Source organism: Paenibacillus rhizovicinus (assembly GCF_010365285.1).
Taxonomy (GTDB): domain Bacteria; phylum Bacillota; class Bacilli; order Paenibacillales; family Paenibacillaceae; genus Paenibacillus_Z; species Paenibacillus_Z rhizovicinus.
This window is the reverse complement of sequence record NZ_CP048286.1, coordinates 1,694,882-1,717,338: the sequence shown is the minus strand read 5'-3', so window position 1 is coordinate 1,717,338 and position 22,457 is coordinate 1,694,882. Positions and strand designations below refer to the sequence as shown.

Sequence of the window (22,457 nt, the reverse complement as noted above, 5' to 3'; positions counted from 1 at the left end):
TCTATTGCATCGGATTCGTTCAAGATATGAAAACGCAATCAACATCATGAGAACGATATTTACGGTATAAGGCAGGCGGCTTCATAATGGGAATTGTTCGAACAGAAAGATTCGATCAGGGAGGGTATACAAATGCATCGTAAACGAATGACCGCTATCACTGCGGCAGGGGTACTTGCATTATCCGTCGCGCTGACTGCATGCGGCAGCAACAACGGGGAGAATGAGAATGCGCCGGCGGCGAATGCCGATAAAAATAAGGCGCAGAACACGACAGGGAATTCTGGATCGGCGAATACGCCGGCTGCCGTCGCCGACGGTCCGCTCGTGAAATACGATCCGCCGATCGAAGTGTCCACGGTTCGCAAATTCAACAGCGGTCTCAAGTTCCTTCCTGGCGAAAGCTGGGACAACAACATTTACACCAACGAGCTGAAGAGCGATCTCGGCATTCAGATGAAGAACGACTGGATCGTCGATGACCAGCAATATCCGAAGAAACTGAATGTCTCGATGGTAGCAGGCGATCTGCCGGACATCTTCGAAGTCAATCTGCAGCAGCTGCAATTGCTCATCGAAGCTGACCAAATCGCCGATCTGACGGACGTCTTCGATAAGTACGCGACCGATCTGTCCAAGAAAGCGATCGAGAACGGAGACGGCATCGCTCGTAAAGCAGCTTCCGTCAATGGCCGTCTGATGGCGATTCCGAACGGAGGCGGCGGACGCGACGACGCGCAATTCATCTACGTTCGCGCGGATTGGCTGAAAAAGCTGAACTTGCAGCCGCCAAAAACGATGGACGATGTCATCAACATCGCCAAAGCGTTCGCAAACGACGATCCCGACGGCAACGGCAAGAAGGATACCTTCGGCCTGAGCCTTGACTATAACTTGTTTAACGGCTGGTCCGGCCTGGACGGCTTCTTCAATGGCTATCATGCGTATCCGTTCAATCCGGGCGGCCCGAACTCGACCGGTCTCAATCTGGTGTTCATGGATAAAGGCGGCCAGCTCGATTACGCCGATATTCAGCCAGAAGTGAAGACGGCGCTCGGCAAGCTGCAAGACCTGTTCAAAGCAGGCGCAATCAACCCTGAATTTGGCGTGGACAGCGGCGAGAAGAGCGCGGCGTTGGCAACGGCCGGCAAAGTCGGCATGACGTACGGCGCATTCTGGGTACCGACTTGGCCGATTAACGAAATGATCGCTAAGGATCCGAAAGTGGATTGGGAGATTTATCCGCTCGTATCGGCTGACGACCAGCCGGTGAAGGCGCTCAGCAACAACATCGTGCCTGCATCGTTCACCGTCGTAAGCAAGAAATCCAAGCATCCGGAAGCGGCGGTCAAAATCCTCAACTTCTATATGGAGAAAAACTACGGCGAGTCCCGCGACGAGAAATACCACAGCCAGAAAAACGGCGACGAAACGATCGGCGTGTTCGGTCTGTCTCCTGTATCCGGCGGGTTCTCGGAAACGAACCAGGACGATTACTACTCTGTTCAAGAAGCGCTTACGGCGAAGGATCCTTCGAAGCTGAATCCGACGGCCAAAGCGTATTACGACAGCGTCACTTCGTATCGCGCGGGAGATGTGAAAGGCTGGCCGATGGAGAAACTGTTCGGCGGCGACAATACGTCCACGTACGGGATCCTCGGTCAATATAAGAAGAACAATGCTTTCATGACCAACGCGTTCCTAGGCGCGCCGACGGAAACGATGGTTCGCAACGGCCCTGCGCTGCGCGACTTGGAAGTGAAGACGTTTACGAAAATCATCATGGGCGAGCAGCCGCTCGACTCGTTCGACCAATTCGTGGCGGATTGGAAGAAGCAAGGCGGCGACCAAATCATTCAAGAAGTCAACGACTGGTATAAAGAACACAAGTAAGTATCCGGTTTCGGGCGGGGCTTCAGCTCCGCCCGTTTCCGAATCCGGAAGGGAGAGGAAACAATGCTGCGCAGATGGTGGGCGAATGACCTTCCGCTTCATATCATGGTTTGGGTAGGGCTTGTATTTGTTTTGATCTTCGCCTACGGTCCGATGGTAGGCCTCGTGATCGCCTTTCAGAAATTCGTTCCGACGAAGGGACTATTCGGTTCCGACTGGGTAGGGCTCGATAATTTCCACTATATCTTGAGTTTGCCGGATACGCGTCAAGTCATCTACAATACGGTGTTTATTTCCATTATGAAACTGGCAGCGGGCTTGGTTGCGCCGCTATTAACGGCACTGCTGTTGAATGAAATCAGACTCAAAGCATTCAAAAGAACCGTACAGACCATCGTTTACTTGCCGCATTTCCTTTCTTGGGTTATCTTGTCCGGTATTCTTCTCGACGTCTTATCGCCGAACTTCGGCTTGTTGAACGATTTCATTGCATGGCTCGGATTCGATCGGGTTTTCTTTCTCGGCAATGATCATTGGTTTCCATTCGTTCTAGTAGGGACGGATGTCTGGAAGGAATTCGGTTTCGGCACGATCGTTTATTTGGCAGCTTTGACCGGAATCAACCCCGCGCTTTATGAGGCAGCGGTCATCGACGGTGCAGGACGTTGGAAGCAGACGATTAACGTTACGCTTCCGGGCATCGTGCCGATTGTCGTTCTGCTCATGACGCTCAGCCTAGGCAATATATTGAATGCCGGATTCGATCAGGTATTCAATCTCTATAGCCCCTCCGTTTATTCGTCGGGCGATATTCTCGATACGTATGTATACAGGCTCGGTCTTGTTAACTTCGATTTCGGGGTAGCGACGGCGGTCGGACTGTTCAAGTCAGCCGTATCCCTCGTGCTCATATCGGGGTCCTATATGATGGCTTACCGTTTCGCCAACTATCGTATTTTCTAATCGATCGCAAGGAGGAGCTTCACGATGGTTGAATATAACAGCGTGAGCCGTAAGCTGTTTATCTTCGTCAATTATACGGCGCTGGCCGTGCTTGCATTGCTATGCCTGCTGCCGATCATCAATGTCTTGGCCGTCTCGTTCAGCGATTCGTACTATGTATCGGCGAACCTGGTCAAGCTGTGGCCGAAAGGCTTCACGCTGAAATCCTATCATTTCGTGGCGGAGACGCCGGAGTTTCTGCGATCGGTGTGGGTCGCTTTGGAACGGCTGGTGCTCGGTTCCGTCGTGAATATGCTGCTGACGATCATCGTCGCTTACCCGCTTTCCAAAGAAAGCAGCCAATTCCGATTTCGGACCGGATACGTATGGATATTCGTCTTTACGATTCTGTTCTCCGGCGGTTTGGTGCCGACGTACATTATCGTCAAAGACATGCACTTGCTCGATTCGATCTGGTCGCTCGTGCTCCCGGGAGCGGTTCCGGTGTTCAACCTCATTCTGCTCCTCAATTTCTTCCGTTCGCTTCCGAAGGAAATGACGGAGGCGGCGCATATCGACGGCGCTACGCATTGGCAGGTGCTGTGGAGCATCGTCGTGCCGCTGTCCAAGCCGGCGCTCGCGACAATCGGCCTGTTTACGATGGTCGGGCATTGGAATGAATGGTTTAACGGGCTGATCTACATGAACAGGCCCGAGCACTATCCGCTTGCCAGTTATTTGCAGACGGTTATCGTACAGCGCGACATTGCGTTAACGACGGATCCGATCATGCTCCAGCAGCTGGCCGGTTTGAACAACCGCTCCGTTAAGGCGGCGCAAATTTTCCTTGGTTCGCTGCCGATTTTCCTCGTGTATCCGTTCCTGCAGCGGTTTTTCATGTCAGGGATCGTGCTTGGCAGCGTGAAAGAGTAAGATTCGAGCGTTTTCGACAGGAACTCGGCCTTGGACAGCGAACTGATAAGAATAGGTTGGATAACATGGACAAGGGCCGGGTGATCGTCATTGAACAAGCGAGTCAGCGGAATATTTCCTAAATTGGTCATCGCCTTCTTGGCGGTGATCATTCCTTTGTTTATGCTGGGTTTGAAAATGAACCGTATGGGCGAGGACAGCGTGCGCAGCGAATGGAACAATTCGATGAATTCGCGTACGGTGTTCTATCTAAATACAGTGGAACTGGAATTTCGCCATATCCTCGACATGCTGTCCGAAAACATCAACGACCCGGACTTATCGCATCTGAGCGTGCTTTCCGGCATCATGTCGACATACGAATGGTCGGAAACGGTCAAACGCGTGCAGGAAAAGCTGCGGTTGATCGGGGATTCCAGCCTTTATGCGCAGAACGCCAGCGTTCATCTGCTGACGCTCGGGCGAACGATTAACGATTCCATCGGCGTGCTCGACAACATTGACCCGTCGTATCAAGCCGTTAGGCCGAAGGCAGGCATGGACAATCCCTCCATGGTGACGTGGAACGATCGGATCTTCATCCGGCAGGTGTTCCCGAACGGATCCATCGATCCGTCCTATGTGCTTGCCGTCGAGATTAACCGCAGCGAGTTGAAGGATATGCTCGATAACATGGCGAATTATGGCGGAGCCGGTGCGGCACTCATCGATCGGTCAGGGCTGTGGTCCGTGACGGACGGCCAATCCAGCGGCGTGGAGAACGGCGGGGGCAGCGTCACCGCGCAGCTGCGGGCATTCCTGAAGCAGAAAGCACATTCCGCTTCGGCAGCGGGCGGGTTGAACAGTCCGATGAAGCTGAACGGGATCGACATGCAGACGACTTGCCAATATTCGTCGTCGCTCAACGCTTATCTCTGTCTGTACATTCCCCAGGACCAAATTTTCGGTAAAATAAATTCGTACCGCATGCTATTCTGGCTGTTGTCGGCGGCGTCGATTCTGATCGTCCTGCTCTACTCCCGCTGGATCTACCGAGCCATTCACAGGCCGCTTCGCGAAATGATCTATTCCTTCCGCCGCGTCGAGGATGGCTGGCTGGAGCCGGTTCCGATCACGAAGGGCAAGGACGAGTTCCGCTATCTGTATTTGCATTTCAATCGCATGGTGGATCATCTGAAGACGCTGATCCACGATAATTACGAACAGAAGCTGCGCGCGAAGCAGGCGCAGATCAAGCAGCTGCAGTCGCAGATCAATCCTCATTTTCTGTACAATACGTATTTCATTCTCTACAGGCTGTCGGAGTTCGGCGATTTGGAAAGCATCGGGCGGTTCAGCCGCTACCTGGGCGAGTATTTCGAATTCATTACCCGCCACAAGGAAGATACGATTCCGCTGGAGCTGGAGCTTCGCCACACGCTGACCTACTTGGAAATTCAGAACATGCGGTTCTTCAATCGCTTCGACATCGAGATCGAGACGTTGTCCGATGATTGCAAATCGATTTTCGTGCCGAAGCTGGTCCTGCAGCCGATCGTAGAGAACGCATTTAAGTATGGGCTCGAACCGCGCGTCTCCGGCGGGGTTCTGCGTATGGCTTTCCATCGGACTGCGAATCGCATGGTGATCGACGTGGAGGATAACGGCGAACAGCTGACGGATGCCCAGCTCGAGACGCTCTCGGGCAAGCTGAGACAAACATGGGCGGAAGACGAGAGCACGGGGATGATCAACGTACACCGTCGACTGCGTCTGCTATGCGGCGAAGAGAGCGGAATCACGGTCTCGAGGGGAGAGGGAGGCGGACTTAAGGTCTCGCTCAATATTCAGCTCGAGGAGAAAGAGGAAGACATGACGGACGATAATACGACGGACAATTTGGCTTAAAGGGGGGCGTCCATTCATGTACAGACTGCTGATCGTCGACGACGAACCGATCATCGTGGAAGGCTTGTTCGATAAATTCCTGCAGTTGACGGAGCGGCCGTTCGAAGTCTGCAAGGCTTATAACGGGGAAGAGGCGCTGGGAATCGCCCGCCGGGCTCGCGTTGATTTGCTGTTAACCGATTTGAAAATGCCGGGGATGGACGGACTTCAGCTGCAACAAGAGGTTCAACAGCTGTGGCCGAAATGCAAGACGGTGTTCTTGACCGGCCATAATGATTTCCAATCGATCCAGTCTTCGATGCGCGGCGGTGCATTCGACTATGTGCTCAAGATGGAGATGGACTACAAAATCATCGAAGCCGTCACGCGCGCCGCGGACGCGATCGCCGAGGAGAATTCGCATGAGCGGATGCTGAGCGAAGCGCGTCATCGCTGGACGCAAGCACTGCCGATCCTGTGCAAAGAGTACGTGCTTGAGCTGGTGGAAGGGGAGCGGTCCTCCCCGCATACCCGGGCTGCCAGGTTTTCCGATTTGAAGCTGCCGCTGGACGCGCAGGCCCGCGTTCATCTGGGAATCGGACGCGTGGACGAATGGCCGGATGATATACGGCCTGGCGACAAGTCACTGTTGTTGTACGGCGTCCATAACGTCATCGAGGAACATTTTGCGGAAGGCTGCCGCATCGTATTCGTAACTTACGGCAATGACCGGTTTCTGTGGCTGCTGCAGCTGGAGCCGGGCTTGGACCATGAAACCGCGCTGCAGCGCCAGTCTCGCATACTGGGTATCGTCGAATCCGCTCAGACGGCGTGCCGCACGTACTTGAAGCTGCCCTGCTCGTTCGTTGCGGGCTGCGAGCCATGCGACTGGGAAGAGCTGCCGCGTAAGTTCGGCCAGCTCGATTTCTTATTGACGCGGGGACTCGGATTGGGACGCGAGATTTTGCTGTCCGATGCCAGTCCTTCGCCTTCCGCTACGAACGATACGGCAGCGAGGCTGCAAGAGCGGGAGATCACCCAGCTCATGCAGGCGCTCGAACGGAAAGACGGCATCGACTTTCATCGCCGTCTGGCGGCGGTCTCATCCGCCATCGGCGAGACGGAAGCGATTCAATCCGGCATGGCGTTGACGTTATTCTATTCGTTATCCTCGTCGTTCCTGCAGCTGATGAACCGAAGCGGGCTTCTGGAATCGTTGCCGGAGCGCATCGATATGAACAAGCTGCTCGGCGCGCAGGAGCATGCGGCCTGGGGGGATGCGGCGAAGTTCTTCGGCGAGCTGGCGGATTTGGTCATCGAGAAGGTAGAGGCGGAGAGCGGCCGAGAATCCAATGAAGTCGTGGAGCGCGTGCAGCATTTTGTCCGTGAGAATATCGGCGGCGACTTGTCGCTAGCCAAACTGTCCGAGGTCGTCTTCCTGACGCCGTTCTACTTATCCCGGCTGTACAAACAGCAGACGGGCAGGAGTTTGACGGATTACATTACGGAGATCAAGCTGAGCATGGCGAAGGACATGCTTGTCGGCACGAACAGCAAGATCTATGAAGTAGGCATTCATCTCGGTTTTCATTCATCGCCGTATTTCAACCATTTCTTCAAGAAGCAGACGAACATGACGCCTCAAGAATACCGCGACACTTGGACTCCGCGGCCGGCCAAGCACGATTAATGGAGGAGCGGGAGAACTCGCTCGAAGCGAATTAGGATCCGTCACTTGCCTTTAGGACGACATGAAAAGACCGCTGCGCAAACGCGCACGGTCTTTCTCCGTATAAATGCCTATTCATTGCCCCACAATGTTGGCGAGCCGCCTTTCGATTTACGCCATTCATGCCGCCATTTATGGACATCCGTGATGCCGATCTCCGGCATGTTGCCCCGTTCTTCTTTCGGCGGAAGCGCCGGGAACGGCTTGTGCGGCTCGCTTTGGTACCAATACGACACGGTCGACAGATCGAGCGTCAAGGCGTTGTCATGACCGTGTTCGATGCTGGCATGCAGCGATTTCTCGAACCGGATCGGGTCTTCCAGGAAGAACCGGTAGCAGTGGGTACGTCCCATCCAGCCGAGCTTTGCCGGCACTTTGGCGTAGCCGAAGTACGGATGCGCGTACACTTCGTTCGGACACCAGGAGCTGTTGAAGAAGTCCTCCGTCCCCGTGCCGTGCAAGGAACCCGGCCAATCTTCGCCGTCGATCAGCCACATGTCGTCGCCTTCTCCGTACCACATCGGGCCCGGGCTGTCGACATAGTAATTGATGCCGACAAACTGCCCGCTGCCGACGATATCCGCGAATACATAGTTATGCTCCGTTGAAGGATTGGCGGACTGCGGCGCGATCACGCTCCACTCTGTCTCGCCTTCGTCCGGGTGAACGCCGGTCACTTCGCGGTTCCACCACGCGTGGAATCGGCCTTCCGAGGCAGGGATCTCCGGGTGCTCCTCGAAATCAATATAGTAATAGAAGCTGTTAATCGGCTCGCCGGACTGGTTCTCGATCGTGATTCGGGCACCGTTGCCGAACGGCATCGGGAAGTAGCTGTTGAACGCTTTTCCTTTCGCAGGCGCGGCCGCGAGCGGCAACGATGCGAAGTTATACTCTTCGCCCCAGCCTTGACCGAAGAAATCGCCCAGCGGGGATTCGACGCTCGGCGACTGTTCTCCGTCCCAGTACATGCGAATAACGGCGTTCCGGCGAATGAAATTGTCAGGCGTGCTGACCGTGATCCATATGTGCTTGATAATGCCGGCTCCGGCGATAACAGCCAGATCGGCCGTCTCTCCCGCGGCGATTTTAATGAAGTCCGCGTTGCCGCCGGTTCGGTCGTAACTCGAAATGCGCTTCGTTTTAATGCCGGGCTGGATCTTGCTGATGTTGTTCATCATGTTGCTGGTGGGCCTCCTTCTATTAACCTCGCGTAATTAGCTTCATTATAGTAAATGGAGCCTGTTAAATATTTATCAGGATCGGCTGACTTTTTAACAAAGATTGCTCTCATTCAACCCAGATATGATTACGAGGAGGCATCATGCTTGTGCTGGAACAATTGGCAACCCTCAGCCCTTATATACGCGTCGCGATGGAAAGCACGCATCCGGCAACCTGGGAGCTGCCGGAGCGGGAGATATGGGATTACGAGATTTTGTATTTGCAGGAAGGCCGTTTGCTCGTGACCGTAGAAGACATTGCGTACAATGGCATACCGGGGGATATCTTCGTCTTCAAGCCGGGACAGCGGCATTCCATTCACGTGCTGGACGATCGGCCCGTGAGCCAGCCGCACGTGCATTTCGATCTTCATGAGCGGCCCGACAGCCAGGAGCTGGCCGTCTCGTTTCGGAAGTCCAGCCAAATGACGCCATTGCAGCGGGGCTGGTTCCGGCCGAACCTGCTGTCGGACGGTCCGCTCGCGATTCCGAATCATATCCGGCTGCGCCACCCGAAGCGCTTCGAGACGATGCTGATCGAGCTGATCGAGGAATTCCAATTGAAACTCGCATTATATGAAGTTTCTTGCAAAGGCTTGCTGCTCTCGCTGCTGGCGTACCTGATCCGGCATAGCGATCCGAGCATGGCGTTGCCCGAAGGGAACATACAAGCCGTCCGCCGGCACCTTCACGCCAAATGGAACAGCGAAGTGACGCTGGAGGAGCTGTCCGGGATGTTCAATATCAGCAAATATTATTTGGTGCGGACGTTCAAGAAGCATTATGAGACAACGCCGATCCAATACCATCGCCAAATCCGTATCGACAAGGCGAAGCAGCTGCTCCGCTACACCACGATTTCCATCCAGCATATTTCGGACCAGCTCGGATTCGGCAGCATTCACGCATTCAGCCGCGCATTCAAGATGGCCGAAGGAATGCCTCCGATCGCTTACAGAACGGCAAGCCTGTCCCTGCCTGTTCAAGAGGGACGCTGAGCGCCAGCCGGGATCAAGGAAGGCTAGGCTATGGTCGAAACCGAGCGAATCGGCGCCTTGTCATAAACGCGTATTTGAGGAATAATGATAGCATGAGAAAAACAGGAAATGCATGCATATTATTCTAAATTTCGCGGATGGGTGGTCTCGCGGTGCCGGCAAGCTCAAGGAAGACCGATCTGGCATTCATGCTGGAGGATACAGCGGAGAAGCTGCTTAAGGAAACGCTGATCGACTACTATTTGCAAACGCGCAATTTCAAGGCGATCGAGCAATTGTTGTCCGAGGCGGATGCGGCTTCTTCGTCATGTTCGTTCGTTTGGGTTTGGGCGATGGACATGGAAGGCGGAAGTGCCTACATTCCTGAAACTGAAATGGCTGCAATCAAGGCGCGGATCAAGGCGCTTGCCGCATCGGGTGACATCTATATCGCAGATCCGTATTATTTCATGGACAGTCAGCGGGAAGAGCTTGTAAAGGCGTATATGGCGGATCCGGGCAATCTTGTCTATATCGTCCCGAATCCATAAATCTACAGAACGCATGCATCTATCGCGAAGCAGGATACGAGAAGCTTGAAGAGGACGGTATGCCTTCCAACGACTTCGTTTACACTTCAGATGCAGGAAAGGATGCCGTTATGATAAAAAAGATATTGAAGATTCTCTCTCCGGCGCAGCTGATTTCAGGCGCTTATTTTATCGTGATCATGCTTACCGCGCTGCTGCTCATGCTTCCCGTAAGCTTGAAAGAAGGCGTGTCGCTCTCGCCGCTGGATGCCTTGTTCACCTCGGTGAGCGCCATCAGCGTGACGGGGCTGACGACCGTAAGTACCGGCGAGACGTTCAGCGTCTTCGGAGTAGCCGTGCTGCTCTTCGCGTTCCAGTTCGGAGCGGTCGGGATGATGACGATCGGCAGCTTCTATTGGATGCTGGTGGGCAAGCATATCGGTTTACTGGAACGGAAGCTGATCATGATCGATCAGAATCAGAACAAGCTGTCGGGCCTCGTCGAGCTGATGCGCATCGTCTTGATCCTGACGCTCGTTATCGAGCTGATCGGCACGTTGTTATTCACCGCCTTCATCTATGCGTCGGGTTATACGGACTCGCTTGCCAAAGCGGCGTATTACGGACTCTTTCATGCGATATCCGCATTTACGAACGCCGGCTTCGACCTGTTCGGCGATTCATTGGTCCGCTATTCGGACAATGCCTCCGTTCAAATTCTTACCATGCTGTTAATCGTACTGGGGGCGGTCGGCTTCCCCGTGCTCGTGGAATGCTGGCATTTCGTGCGCAGCTGGAAGACGAAGGGCAGCCGGTTCCGGTTTTCCTTGTTCACGAAGCTCACGCTCGTTACCCATGCCGTGTTGATTATCGGCGGAGCGCTGATCGTCTGGCTGACGGAAGCGGGACATTCGTTCGACGGGAAGCCCCCGGGCAGCCAGCTGCTGAACGCGCTGTTCTTGTCCGTGACCTCGCGCAGCGCCGGGCTTACGACGATCGACGTGTCCACTTTGCATCAGGCTACGCTGCTGCTCCTATCCGGTCTGATGTTTATCGGCGCGAGTCCGTCCAGCGTCGGCGGCGGCGTTCGAACGACGACGGTGGCGGTAATCGTCCTGACCATCGTCATGTTCTTCAAAGGGGAGACGCAGCCTCGCGCATTCCGCCGTTCGCTCGCGCAAGACGATGTGCTCAAGAGCTTCGTTTTCTTCACGCTCTCCGTGCTGCTCGTGCTGGCCGGCGTCTTCGCGCTGCTGCTGTCCGAAGCGCATAAATACGATCTGTCGGCGGTACTCTTCGAAGTGACCTCGGCATTCGGCACCTGCGGGATGTCGACGGGCATCACGCCTTCGCTGCAATCGACGGGCAAGGTGACGTTGATCCTGCTCATGTTCTTCGGCCGGATCGGTATGTTTCTGTTTATTTCATTATTCAAACCGAATAAAAATTTACCTAATCTCAAGTATCCGGAAGAGAAGCTGATCATCGGCTAGACCGGTTGTCCGTTTGTCTCCGGCTGGCGTCTCTATTATAATCAGGTGGAGTAAACTATTGGCTTGGAAGGGAATGGGTGCTGGGATGAGTACGCTATATCATGTGCTTGGAGCAAAGCAGTTTGATCGGCAGCTTCTGGACAGGCTGTTCGATTCGGCGAAGGAAATGGAGCAGGTGGCCGTACGCGGAGGCATTCAGCGCTACCCGAACAAAATCATGAGCACCTTGTTCTTCGAGGCGAGCACGCGGACGCGGTTCTCCTTCGAATCGGCCATGCATCGTCTTGGCGGACGCGTCATCGGAACGGAGAACGCCAGCCAATTCTCGTCGGCGATCAAAGGCGAAACGCTGGAGGATATGATACGGATTATTTCCGGCTACAGCGATCTGATCGTCATGCGGCATACGGACATCGGAGCTGCCAAGCGCGCTGCCGCGGTGTCCGGCGTACCGGTCATCAATGCGGGGGACGGTTCGGGTGAGCATCCGACCCAAGCGCTGCTCGACTTGTATACGATTCAGAAGGAATTCGGCGGCATTGACGGTCTGCACATCGCGATGATCGGCGATCTGACTTATGGCCGGACCGTGCACTCGCTCAGCTACTTGCTGGCGAATTACCGGGATGTTCGCATCTCGTTCATCTCGCCCGATAATGTGCAAATTCCGAGCTACGTGAAGCAGTATTTGGACGAGAAGAAGGTCGCTTATGAGGAAACGTCCGATCTGGAGTCGCTTGCCGGCAGCGCAGACGTGTTCTATCAGACCCGGATTCAGAAAGAGCGTTTCCCTTCCGTCGAAGAGTACAGCAAAGCCGAGGGCAAATATATCATCGACCGCAAGCTGGTGGACACCATGAAGCGCAATGCGCTCATTCTTCACCCGCTGCCGCGCGCGGGAGAAATCCATACGGAAGTCGACGACGATCCGAGGGCGGCTTACTTCCGTCAAGCGCAGAATGGCTTGTACATACGGATGGCGCTGATCGAGAAGTGTTTCGGCGATCAAGATCAATAAGCCGGGCTTCACGCGACGTTCACGTGACTATTAGAAAAGGCCTTGCCGCAGCATGCGGCAAGGCCTTTTCTAATTGTGTTGCATGGATAACCGTTCGAATGTTGCTTCTTATTGCTTCGTCAAAACAATCGGACCGTCTTCCGTGATCGCGATCGTGTGCTCGTACTGCGCGGACAAGCCGCCGTCGATCGTGCGCGCGGTCCAACCGTCGCTGTCGATCTTGCTCTGCCAAGCGCCGGTGTTCAGCATCGGCTCGACCGTCATGACCATGCCGGCTTTCAGGCGGATGCCGCGTCCCGGCGGGCCATAGTGCGGCACTTGCGGCTCTTCGTGCATGTCTTGGCCGATGCCGTGTCCGATGAAATCGCGGACAACGGAGAAGCCGTTACTCTCCGCGTACTTCTGAATCGCATTGGATACGTCGCCGATACGGTTGCCGACAACGGCTTGCTCGATGCCCTTATACATCGAGGCTTCGGTAACGGCCAGCAGCTTCGCCGCTTCCTCGGACACGTTGCCGACCGGATAGGACCAGGCGGAATCCGCGAGCCAGCCATTCAAATTAACGACCATGTCGATCGTGACGATGTCGCCGTCCTTAAGCTGCGCGGCAGAAGGGAAGCCATGGCAAATCACGTCGTTTACGGACGCGCAGGTCGCGTAGGCGTAACCTTTATACCCTTTCTGCTCCGGCGTTGCGCCTTGCTGCTTCAAGAACTTCTCGACGAATTGGTCGATTTCGTTCGTCGTGATGCCCGGCTTGATCATTTTCTTGATTTCGCGGTGGCAGGCCGCTAGAATTTCGCCGGCTTTGCGCATTTGTTCGATTTCGTCTTTGGTTTTTATAATAATCATGTCACACCTCTTTAATCGCTAATTATAGAGAAAAAAACGGTCGAGGTAAAGAAACGAGCTGCCCGGGAGTCCTATGACGGCAGCTGCGATCGTCACTGAATCGTATAGGCAAAAGTACGTTTGCCGAGCGGGTACGGGAAGTTGACGCAAATGGTAATCGTCTGCTACGATTGATGTGAACGCGCGTTTACAGCGGAAGAGCAATGGTAATGAATCAATCGCAATACGAGGGGTTGTTCCATACCGGGAAGCGCAAGGCGGGCGGCGAATTGTCAATCATTTGTAAGCGCTATCAATAATGAGCATACAACAGGATAGCTGGATAACCCCTACTAATGGATGAATGGAGTGTGCTGGGAAGATGAGCAACAATGGACTGTTAGGGAACAATTTCGTGACGCAGATCGGTATTCTTGTTCATGACATCGAGGCCGTTTCTCGGAGGTACGCCGATTTCTTCGGTATCGAGCAGCCGAACATCATCGTTACCGGACCGATGGAAATCGCGCAGACGGAGAACCGCGGCGAACCGACGCCGGCGCGGGCCAAACTCGCCTTCTTCAACATGGGCTCGCTGCAGCTGGAATTGATCGAACCGGACGAGCATCCCAGCGCATGGCGCGAATATTTGGACGAGCACGGCGAAGGCCCGCATCATATCGCTTTCGTCATCGAAGGCATGAAGGAGAAAGTTTCGCTCCTGGAAGGCAAGGGCATGCAGCTTCTTATGAAAGGCGAATACACGGGCGGACGATTCGCTTACGTGGATACGTTCAACGAGCTCAAAGTGATGATCGAGCTGCTGGAGAACGATAAGTAAAACGATAAGGAAAACGATCAGCAAGCCGGCTTCGGATCGTTAGCCGCCGAACGCCGCTTACTTCATCCGGTAGGCTGCCGGCGGTACGCCGTACTTCTTCCTGAACACGCGGAAGAAGTACGAATAACTGCCGAAGCCGCATGTTTCCGCTACCTGCTCGAGCGTCATGCTGCTGTATTTGATCCGCTCGATGGCCATGGATAATCGGACGTTTTGGGTATACTGTATGATGGTCAAGCCATAGCACTCCTTGAACAAATGGACGGTCCGCGATACGCTCAGGCCGACATGGGCGGCAACGTCCGAGACGGTAAAGGAGAGCGCGGCTTGTTCGTCGACGAAGTTCTTCATGCGGGTGGCCACGAACGACTTGCCCTGCAGTTCGGATTGCGTATCGATGGCGCGGTCAAGTCCCAAGCACAGCGCGCGGAGCAAATAATCGGCGAGCTCAAGGTCCTCCGCCTCGAAGCGGCGTTTCTCCAGGATCAGCGCCTGCCAGATTGACAGCCAGCGTTCGTCCGGCACGACCTTGACCTTCTGTTTGCGCTCTTTGCGGTTCCACCATTCATCCAGCCATTCACCGCGGCAGATGACGAAATAATCGCCGCTCGAAATGCCGGCGGCATCCGGGGAGGAATCGTCCGTTTGCTGCGCGTGCACGTTGAGATTATAGGAATCGCCAGGCTTGAACAAGAGCAGGTCGCCGGCTTCGATGCGCTGCATGCGGCCGTCGACGAGCGCTTCGCACGTGCCTTCCGTTTGGAGTCGGAACAAGTACGCGCGCAGTCCTTCGGGATTTGTCATTTGGAAAGGCTGCGCATGATAGGAATAGCCGCAGCTCATAATTTCGGCGAACACGGTCACTTACCTCACTTTGCAGCAATATTGGACATGTCACTGTTATATAATACATCGCGTAATCGCTCATTATCTACTATAATGAGTGTCAGATTGGTAAACTAACAATGGCGTAACCGGCGCAAGCGCGCCCTGACGCACATCGAAAGGACGAGCAGAAGATGAAAATCGGATTGCAAATGTATACACTTCGTGACGAAACAGCTAAAGATATGAAAGGTACGCTTCGTAAAGTAGCGGCCATGGGATATGAAGGCGTAGAATTTGCAGGTTACGGCGACGTGCCTGCCGAAGAAATGCGCGACCTGCTGAAAGAACTTAACCTGGAGGCATTCGGCAGCCACGTGAGCCTTGTTAACCTGCAAGAGAAGATGGACGAAGAGATTGCTTACCTGACAACGATCGGCGCATCCTACGTCGTTTGCCCTTGGATCCCGGCTGATAAAGTTGCAGAAGGCGAATCGTTCTGGCGTTCGCTGATCGAACAATTCGTCGGCTTCGGCGAGCGTCTGAAGCAAGCCGGCCTGGAGTTCGCTTATCATAACCATGATTTCGAATTCAAGACGGAAATCGACGGCGAGTTCGTATTCGACGCGATGTACACGAAAGTTCCGGCCGACCTGCTTAAAGTCGAAATGGACATGGGCTGGGTGCAATACTCCAAACAAGATCCGCTCGCTTATATTGCGAAATATGCCGGCCGTCTGCCGCTGATTCACTTAAAAGACTTCCGTCAAGGCGATGGCACGGGTCAAATCGACACGGTTGAGCTTGGCCGCGGCGATCTTCCGCTGAACGACATTATCGCTGCCGCGAAGAAAGCGAACGTGGAATGGCTCATCGTCGAGCAGGATACATGCGCGAACCCGCCGCTCGAGTCCGTTCAAACGAGCATGGAATGGTTGAAAGAAAACGGTCATAAAGCCTAATATAACTTGGATCACAAACTAAAGGAGCCCTTATACTCATGACAACTATTCGTGTAGCTGTAGTCGGCTGCGGCGCGATCGCGCAGCGCCGCCATATTCCGGAATACGCGGCGAACGCCAACGTAAAGCTCGTAGCATTCGTCGATCCGCTTCTGGACCGCGCCAAGAAAATCGCCGATGCGTACGGCGCGGAAGCATTCGCTTCTTACGAAGAGATGCTGGAGAAAGTCAAACCGGATGCAGTCAGCGTATGTACGCCGAACTATCTGCATGCGGAAGTGTCGATCGCTGCGGCTAACGCCGGCGCGCACGTACTGGTCGAGAAGCCGATGGCTTCGACAGACGAAGAAGCGGCTGCGATGATCGAAGCCGCAAGCAAGAACAACGTTCACCTGATGGTCGGCCACAATCAGCGTCTGATGCCGCCGCACGTGAAAGCGAAGGCGATTCTGAAGACCGGCGCACTCGGACGCGTATTGACGTTCCGGACATCGTTCGGCCACCCGGGCCCCGAAGCTTGGAGCGTTGACGGCAGAGACAGCTGGTTCTTCCGCAAGCCGGAAGCGATCATGGGCGCAATGGGCGACCTCGGCGTTCACAAGTCCGACTTGATGCGCTACCTGCTGGACGATGAAGTCGCGCAGGTAACTGGCTTCATTGGCACGCTGGACAAGAAAGATACGGATATCGACGATAACTCGACTTGCCTTCTTCGCATGAAGAGCGGCGCGATCGGCACGCTGGTCGCCAGCTGGACGTACTACAAAGGCGAAGACAACAGCACGGTGCTGTGGTGCGAGAACGGCGTTATGAAGATCGGCACGGATCCGAAGGATCAAATTATCGTTGAGCTTCGCGACGGCACGGTGGAGAAATACAATGTCGGCGCGATCAGCACGAACGATAAACAGGAAACGAGCGGCGTAGTCGATGCATTCGTTGAATCGATCGTCACGAATACGAAGCCGGCTATTTCCGGCGAAGAAGGCCGCAAATCGCTTGCCGTCATTCTGGCAGCATTCGAATCGCAAGCGACCGGTAAAGTAATCAACTTGTAATTCATGCATGGGTTCTATAGAAGAAGCCCGGTATCGATAATCGATACCGGGCTTTTCTGTATGCGCCTTAAGCTTTATAGACGAGCGGATTAAGCGGCGAGGCGGCAATATCGCCCGGCGCCAATCCCGGGAACCAGCCGCGCAGGTCGTTGGCGCGAGATTTCGAATCCGGCTCGGCAATGCGCACGCCGTCTTCGATATAGATAATGGTCATGACTTCGCGCATCGAGTCGGTTGGATTGCCCGGCGCGGAGTGGAGGGTCCAGCCTGCATGGAACGTAGCGTCGCCGGCCGCAAGGGCACCGTAGTTCGTCGTCGGAAGCTGCTTGCCTTCGATAAACGAGCCGAGCGTCTTGTGGGATTCGTCGGAAATTTCCTGACGGGACAGATAGCCGAAGTTTTGAGATTCGTCTACGAATGTCATCGATCCGACCTCAGCCGATACGGGAACAAGCGGCATCCACAGCGTGATCGTATTCGGCGTATCGAGCGGCCAATAGATTTGGTCTTGGTGCCATGGCGTGTGGCCGCCGCCCGGCTCCTTGAACAGCGCCTGGTCGTGATAGATCCGAACGCCGCTGACGCCCATAAGCTCTGCGGCGATTTTGGCAAAACGTCTTGCCATCACGAAGCGCTTCGCTCCTTCGTTCAGCTGCCACAAATTGCCGATTTGGATAAAGGCTTTGCCGTATGTGTCCCGTTCTTCCACAGGCTTGGTATTGTAATTATGTTCGCGTACGACGTTTGCAATAACAGGTTCGTAAGCGTTGATTTCATCTTGCGTCGCGATGCTATTGAGCTTGATATGCCCGTTCTTCTGATAAGAAGCGATTTGCTCTTGCGTGAGCGCGTAATCTTCGTCAAGCGATGGAAGCTGCGAGTAATTGGTTGTCGTCGACATCGTCGTTCAACGTCTCCTTTGAGTCATCCGCCCGGATGGTTGTAGTAGGTGTATGGAATATCTACATTATAGAGCGGCAACCTGCTGGAATCTTTGTAACAAATCGCTGATTCTTTTGTCAAAAACAACTGCCATCCGCTATACTGAATCTTAATATAAGTACGTCCGGCAGGGAGATGAACGTTAATGTATTTGTCTGAATTGATGGCAAAGCAGCCTATAGTGCCTTACATTCGCGAGAGCGATTTTGCGGTTCGCAAGCCATGGACGGTGGCGGCGAGGACATTGCTCGATTATTTGCTCGTGTACATCCAAGAAGGGGAATGCCTATTCCACGTAAACGAGCAAGCCTATGATTTTCGCGGCGGGGATTTTTGTCTGATTCAACCGGGCAGCCTGACGGTGCTGGAGGGGAAAACGAATTCGATCACGCCGTTCGCCCATTTGGACTGGTTTTACGATGAGCGCAGGGAAGAGCGGTTCCCGACGCGTCCCGGGCAAATCGACATTACGCCGTATCGGCATTTGCTGCAGCCGCGCTTGAACGATCTGCAGGGCATCGACATTCCCGTCCGCTTGCGTCCGAAACAGCCGATTCAGCTGCGAAGCCGGTTTCTGGAAATGGTCGAATGCTGGCAGCACCGCAACCCGCTTATGCAGCTCCGGGCGCAGACGCTTGGCGCGGAAGTGCTGCACACGATTCTAGAGGACCATTCGGAAGACTTGAAACAAACGGAGAAATCGGCGCCGCAGCCGATGAATTGGATGACGTCGTTCATTTCCTTCCGGTTGTCGGAACCGCTGTCCGTCTCCGAAATGGCGGCCAGGGCGAATTTGTCTCCTTCCCGCTTCAGCGCCAAATTCAAGGAGGAGTTCGGCGTGGCGCCGCATCGCTATTTGCTGCAGCTGCGTATTCAGCATGCCAAGGAGCTGCTTACGAACTCGGCCCACGGCATGGAAGAAATCGCGGGCTATTGCGGATTTGCGGACATTCACCATTTTGCGAAAATGTTCAAGAAAGAGGCGGGAGTTACTCCGGGCGCATTCCGCAAAGCCGGACAAACGAACGAAAGCACGGTTCCTTCCGAGTAGGGAAGAAGCCGTGCTTCGCGGTTAATGCCTAACGTTTAAGGACGAATGAACTCCTGCGTCCAGTACGGGCTCATGTTGCCGCCTTGGGCATAGCCGACGCCAAGCTGCGTATAGTTGGCGCTCAGGATGTTCTGGCGATGGCCCGGGCTGTTCATCCATGCCGTCATGACGGCATCGACGGATTGCTGGCCGGCCGCGATATTCTCGCCCGCATAGGAATAGTTCACGCCGAATGATTTCATCATATCGAACGGACTTCCGTACGTCGGGGACTGGTGATCGAAGTAGCCTTTGTCGCGCATGTCGGCCGATTTGGCTTGCGCTACTTTGTTCAAGCTAGTGCTGAGCGTCAGCGCTTGAACGCCTGCTTTGGCACGTTCCGCATTCACTTTTGCCAAGATTTGATTGGCGATGTTGGAATTGACTCCCGTACCGGCACCAGCCCCAGTACCTGTGCCTACGCCAGTACCCGTGCCAGTGTTGCCTGCGTTCCCCGTATTGCCTGGGTTGTAAGAACCGGTATTACCCGTATTGCCTGTATTGCCCGTGCCGCCGTTGTAATTGCCTGCGTTTCCGGTGGTGTTGCCGGTAGTGCCATTGTAGTAATTCGCGGAACCGGGATACATCTGACGCAGCCAATCGTTCAACGGATTGAGATTGATGTTGTTCAGCGTCTTCGCGCGCATCGTGCCGTCGTAATTGTAGGAATTGTAGGAATTGTAGCTGCCTGCGTTGTAGCTGCCAGTGCCCCGATCATTGCGAATGATGCCGTTGTTGTCAGTCCGCGCGTTCAAGCTGTTCATCGGCAGACGGTCGACGGTATTCGTTCTGATGCGATGCCCCTCTTTGCTGGCCGAGTGGTACGTGCCGTTCGGCGATGTGTCGCGAACGGAGTTATAGATGATTGCACCTACGCCAAAAGCCAGCACTAATCCGAGCAGCGTTCCGAAAAATCTTTTCATGAGTATCAAGCTCCTTTCTAACCACTAATATGTTCAGCGGCAAAAAGGGCTATGCGATACGGGACGAGGAAGATCAAGCAAGTTGCCCCACGATCAGGACGCCGCCGCCGCGAGGGTAATCACGCCGGGTAGCGTTGGGACTGAGAACCAAACCATATAACATTTTGGGCAGCTGTACGGCTTTCGGTTCCGCTCGGCTTCCTTTGGCATGAATAGTGATAATAGGCAGATTTTATGGTAAGCTGAAGCTGATGGATATTTAAAATACGATTGGCAGGATATGATAATATGGAACAGCTGGAAGGGCATAAGAAAATCGTGATCAACGGGCATATGAGCCGCTATATGTTCACGCTTGGCGAATATGACCTGCCGCTCTATATGGATAGCATCGGCTTTAATCCGGAACAGGAATCTATAGATCGCACGAAGGGCTACCCGAATTTTCACTGGCTGCAAACGATCGAAGGCGAAGGCGAGTTCCTGCTCAACGGGCGCCGTTATTCCCTCCCGGCAGGCAGCGGATCCATGCTGTTTCCGGGCGTTCCCCATTCTTACGCGGCCAAAGGCGGGAAGAAATGGTCCACGCTGTACGTTACGTTCGGCGGGGAGCTGGCAGCTTCGATGCTGGCATCGCTAGGCATTCGCCATACGGAATGGCTGCATTGGAACGAAGACGCGCCGATTACATCGCAGCTTCTCGGCATGATCGAGCAGATCAAGAAGGACGACGATCGGACGGGCCTCAACGCCTCGGCGGCGCTGTATCGATTCTTGACCATGATCAAAATATACGGGCAGAAGGGCGGACGCTCTTCGGTCTATCAATATTTGGAGAAATTAGACCCGCTGCTGCACTGGCTTGACGAACACTACGGGGATCCGGAAATTGGACTTCCGGACATGGCGGAGCAGCTTGAGATCAGTCCGCGGTACTTGAATTCGCTGTTTCGGCAAGCTTTCGGCATTACGGCATACGCTTATTTGATTCGGCTTCGCATCATTAAGTCTAAAGAGATGATGAGTTTCGGCGATAATAAGCTGTCCATTAAAGAAATCGCCCAATTGTCGGGCTACCGGGATTCGAGTCACTTTATTGCGGCATTCGGCAAAGCGGAGGGCATGACGCCGGAGCAGTTCCGGAAGCTGCACGGACTTTTGATATGAACGATGAGAACGGAGCGAAAGCATGATGATCGAGTTGAAACCATGCACGGCCTGCGGTCAGGAGAAGCCGCTCTCCGCCTTTACGAAACGGTCGGGAAGCAGCAGCAGGCGCGGAACTTGCCGGACTTGCCTGCGCAAGCGCAAACGGATCGCGGATCCGCCGGCAGCGGCAGGCGTTACGGATCGTTCGGTCGAGGCCGTAATGGCGGCTGCTTCCGAGCAGGGAATGCCGCCGACGGAAGGCGAGACCGGCACGGCTGTGCCGAAACCAAGCCGCAAGCGCCGCCGCAGGAAGAAGAAGCAGGCAGACCTGCGCCGCGAGGACAAGCAGGATGAAGCGGACTTCCTAGAGATTGCGGATACGGCCGACGAGCCGGCAGACGGGCCGGCGGACATGCCGGCCGAAGCGGACGAGCCTGCAGCTGCAATAGCCGCGGTGCCGTCGAAGCCGAAGCGCAAACGCCGCCGCAAGAGGAAGAAGCAAACGGATTTGCGGCGTCCGGATACGCAGGAACCGAAGGATGCCGCCGAAGTGCCGCAGGCATCCGAAGAAGTGGAAGAAACGCCAACAGAAGAGCATGCCGGCCATGAACCGTCGGCGTCTCCGCGCAAACGCAAACGTAAACGCCGCCGCGGCAATGGCAAATCCGCGAAACGGAAGCCGGCAGCGGAAGCAAGCGAGGCGGAGTCGGCCGTCGTGCGGCCTCCGGACCGGATCATTATCCCCGTCAAAGGCAGCTTCTCCTTCAAGACTTCCATGTTGAACGACCGCGGCCGCGGAATGATCCGGCTTCGCGGCAAACGCGAAACGGGCAAGCGCTGGTCGACGGAAATTCCGATGGAAATGGCCGTCCGCATGGTGGAGGAAGGCGCGGCGGGCATCATTCATCCCGGACTCATTCACAAGCTGTACACCAAGACGGATTTCCGTCTGCTCGTGCTGCAGCGGGATGATTATATTTGCCGCTACTGCGGAAATTTCGGCGATACCATCGACCATGTGATGCCGAAATCGAAGGGCGGCTTATCGACGCCGGCGAACTGCGTATGCGCTTGCGCGGACTGCAATTTGAAGAAGGCGGACAGCCTGGATTACGTTGACGATGAAGTGCTGCAGCACTTCCTGTATCAGAATCCAAGCATGATTTAAGCCGGGAAATTCGCCGGTTTCTCGAGCGTTAGGGAGCCTTAGGAAATTCAGAGTGGAAGATTTT

General features: G+C 54.7%; 20 protein-coding genes. 15 read left to right on the top strand and 5 right to left on the bottom strand.

Going from position 1 to position 22,457, the window contains the following annotated elements; all coding sequences use genetic code 11:
* Positions 1-132 precede the first annotated feature (132 nt).
* The 5 genes from GZH47_RS07960 (at position 133) to GZH47_RS07940 (ending at position 7,324) form a co-directional block, all read left to right on the top strand.
* Entirely contained in the window at positions 133-1,893 is a 1,761-nt protein-coding gene (locus GZH47_RS07960; protein WP_162639608.1) for an extracellular solute-binding protein, read from the top strand.
* A gap of 63 nt (positions 1,894-1,956) precedes the next feature.
* Positions 1,957-2,856, top strand: a complete 900-nt coding sequence (locus tag GZH47_RS07955) for an ABC transporter permease (protein WP_162639607.1) — start codon at positions 1,957-1,959, stop codon at positions 2,854-2,856.
* 24 nt (positions 2,857-2,880) lie between these two features.
* On the top strand, positions 2,881-3,768 hold the full coding sequence (locus GZH47_RS07950) for a carbohydrate ABC transporter permease (protein WP_162639606.1): 888 nt from the start codon (positions 2,881-2,883) through the stop codon (positions 3,766-3,768).
* Positions 3,769-3,858: 90 nt separating this feature from the next.
* Positions 3,859-5,655, top strand: coding sequence for a sensor histidine kinase (locus GZH47_RS07945; RefSeq protein WP_162639605.1), 1,797 nt, complete (start codon positions 3,859-3,861; stop codon positions 5,653-5,655).
* Between the two features lie 16 nt (positions 5,656-5,671).
* A complete protein-coding gene (locus GZH47_RS07940; protein ID WP_162639604.1) occupies positions 5,672-7,324 on the top strand; it encodes a response regulator in 1,653 nt (550 codons plus the stop codon).
* Positions 7,325-7,434: 110 nt separating this feature from the next.
* Here the strand turns inward: GZH47_RS07940 and GZH47_RS07935 are convergent, their stop codons facing one another.
* Positions 7,435-8,541, bottom strand: coding sequence for a glycoside hydrolase family 172 protein (locus GZH47_RS07935; RefSeq protein ID WP_162639603.1), 1,107 nt, complete (start codon positions 8,539-8,541; stop codon positions 7,435-7,437).
* A 149-nt stretch (positions 8,542-8,690) separates the two neighbouring features.
* Here GZH47_RS07935 and GZH47_RS07930 point away from each other — a divergent pair, with 149 nt between their 5' ends.
* The 4 genes from GZH47_RS07930 to pyrB all read left to right on the top strand — a co-directional run bounded on the left by GZH47_RS07930 (position 8,691) and on the right by pyrB (position 12,601).
* Positions 8,691-9,581 (top strand): AraC family transcriptional regulator, encoded by an 891-nt coding sequence (locus GZH47_RS07930; RefSeq protein WP_162639602.1) that lies wholly within the window; start codon positions 8,691-8,693, stop codon positions 9,579-9,581.
* 152 nt (positions 9,582-9,733) lie between these two features.
* A complete protein-coding gene (locus GZH47_RS07925) occupies positions 9,734-10,111 on the top strand; it encodes a hypothetical protein (protein ID WP_162639601.1) in 378 nt (125 codons plus the stop codon).
* A 110-nt stretch (positions 10,112-10,221) separates the two neighbouring features.
* Positions 10,222-11,583: a TrkH family potassium uptake protein gene (locus GZH47_RS07920; protein ID WP_162639600.1), complete on the top strand. Its 1,362-nt coding sequence runs from the start codon at positions 10,222-10,224 to the stop codon at positions 11,581-11,583.
* A gap of 85 nt (positions 11,584-11,668) precedes the next feature.
* Positions 11,669-12,601 carry an aspartate carbamoyltransferase gene (pyrB, locus tag GZH47_RS07915; RefSeq protein ID WP_162639599.1) on the top strand — a complete coding sequence of 311 codons (933 nt, stop codon included), beginning with the start codon at positions 11,669-11,671 and terminating at the stop codon, positions 12,599-12,601.
* 108 nt (positions 12,602-12,709) lie between these two features.
* Here the strand turns inward: pyrB and map are convergent, their stop codons facing one another.
* The gene (gene map, locus GZH47_RS07910) at positions 12,710-13,456 is read right to left on the bottom strand and encodes a type I methionyl aminopeptidase (protein WP_162639598.1); all 747 of its coding nucleotides are present in this window, start codon (positions 13,454-13,456) and stop codon (positions 12,710-12,712) included.
* Positions 13,457-13,817: 361 nt separating this feature from the next.
* Between map and GZH47_RS07905 the strand changes: the two genes are divergently transcribed.
* The gene (locus tag GZH47_RS07905; protein ID WP_162639597.1) at positions 13,818-14,276 is read left to right on the top strand and encodes a VOC family protein; all 459 of its coding nucleotides are present in this window, start codon (positions 13,818-13,820) and stop codon (positions 14,274-14,276) included.
* Positions 14,277-14,333: 57 nt separating this feature from the next.
* Here the strand turns inward: GZH47_RS07905 and GZH47_RS07900 are convergent, their stop codons facing one another.
* Positions 14,334-15,134, bottom strand: coding sequence for an AraC family transcriptional regulator (locus tag GZH47_RS07900; protein ID WP_162639596.1), 801 nt, complete (start codon positions 15,132-15,134; stop codon positions 14,334-14,336).
* A 161-nt stretch (positions 15,135-15,295) separates the two neighbouring features.
* On the opposite strand from GZH47_RS07900, the gene GZH47_RS07895 reads away from it, so the two are divergent.
* A complete protein-coding gene (locus tag GZH47_RS07895) occupies positions 15,296-16,063 on the top strand; it encodes a sugar phosphate isomerase/epimerase family protein (protein WP_162639595.1) in 768 nt (255 codons plus the stop codon).
* 38 nt (positions 16,064-16,101) lie between these two features.
* Positions 16,102-17,121, top strand: coding sequence for a Gfo/Idh/MocA family protein (locus GZH47_RS07890; RefSeq protein ID WP_162639594.1), 1,020 nt, complete (start codon positions 16,102-16,104; stop codon positions 17,119-17,121).
* Between the two features lie 67 nt (positions 17,122-17,188).
* Here the strand turns inward: GZH47_RS07890 and GZH47_RS07885 are convergent, their stop codons facing one another.
* Positions 17,189-18,022: a phytanoyl-CoA dioxygenase family protein gene (locus GZH47_RS07885; RefSeq protein WP_162639593.1), complete on the bottom strand. Its 834-nt coding sequence runs from the start codon at positions 18,020-18,022 to the stop codon at positions 17,189-17,191.
* A gap of 186 nt (positions 18,023-18,208) precedes the next feature.
* On the opposite strand from GZH47_RS07885, the gene GZH47_RS07880 reads away from it, so the two are divergent.
* Entirely contained in the window at positions 18,209-19,114 is a 906-nt protein-coding gene (locus GZH47_RS07880; protein ID WP_225446397.1) for an AraC family transcriptional regulator, read from the top strand.
* A gap of 35 nt (positions 19,115-19,149) precedes the next feature.
* Here GZH47_RS07880 and GZH47_RS07875 read toward each other — a convergent pair whose 3' ends face one another.
* Positions 19,150-20,076: a CAP domain-containing protein gene (locus GZH47_RS07875; RefSeq protein WP_225446396.1), complete on the bottom strand. Its 927-nt coding sequence runs from the start codon at positions 20,074-20,076 to the stop codon at positions 19,150-19,152.
* Between the two features lie 288 nt (positions 20,077-20,364).
* On the opposite strand from GZH47_RS07875, the gene GZH47_RS07870 reads away from it, so the two are divergent.
* Together GZH47_RS07870 and GZH47_RS07865 are read left to right on the top strand one after the other, a co-directional pair.
* The gene (locus GZH47_RS07870; protein WP_162639592.1) at positions 20,365-21,243 is read left to right on the top strand and encodes an AraC family transcriptional regulator; all 879 of its coding nucleotides are present in this window, start codon (positions 20,365-20,367) and stop codon (positions 21,241-21,243) included.
* Between the two features lie 22 nt (positions 21,244-21,265).
* Complete coding sequence (locus GZH47_RS07865; protein WP_162639591.1) at positions 21,266-22,393, top strand: HNH endonuclease; 1,128 nt, start codon at positions 21,266-21,268, stop codon at positions 22,391-22,393.
* The last annotated feature ends 64 nt before the right edge of the window (positions 22,394-22,457 follow it).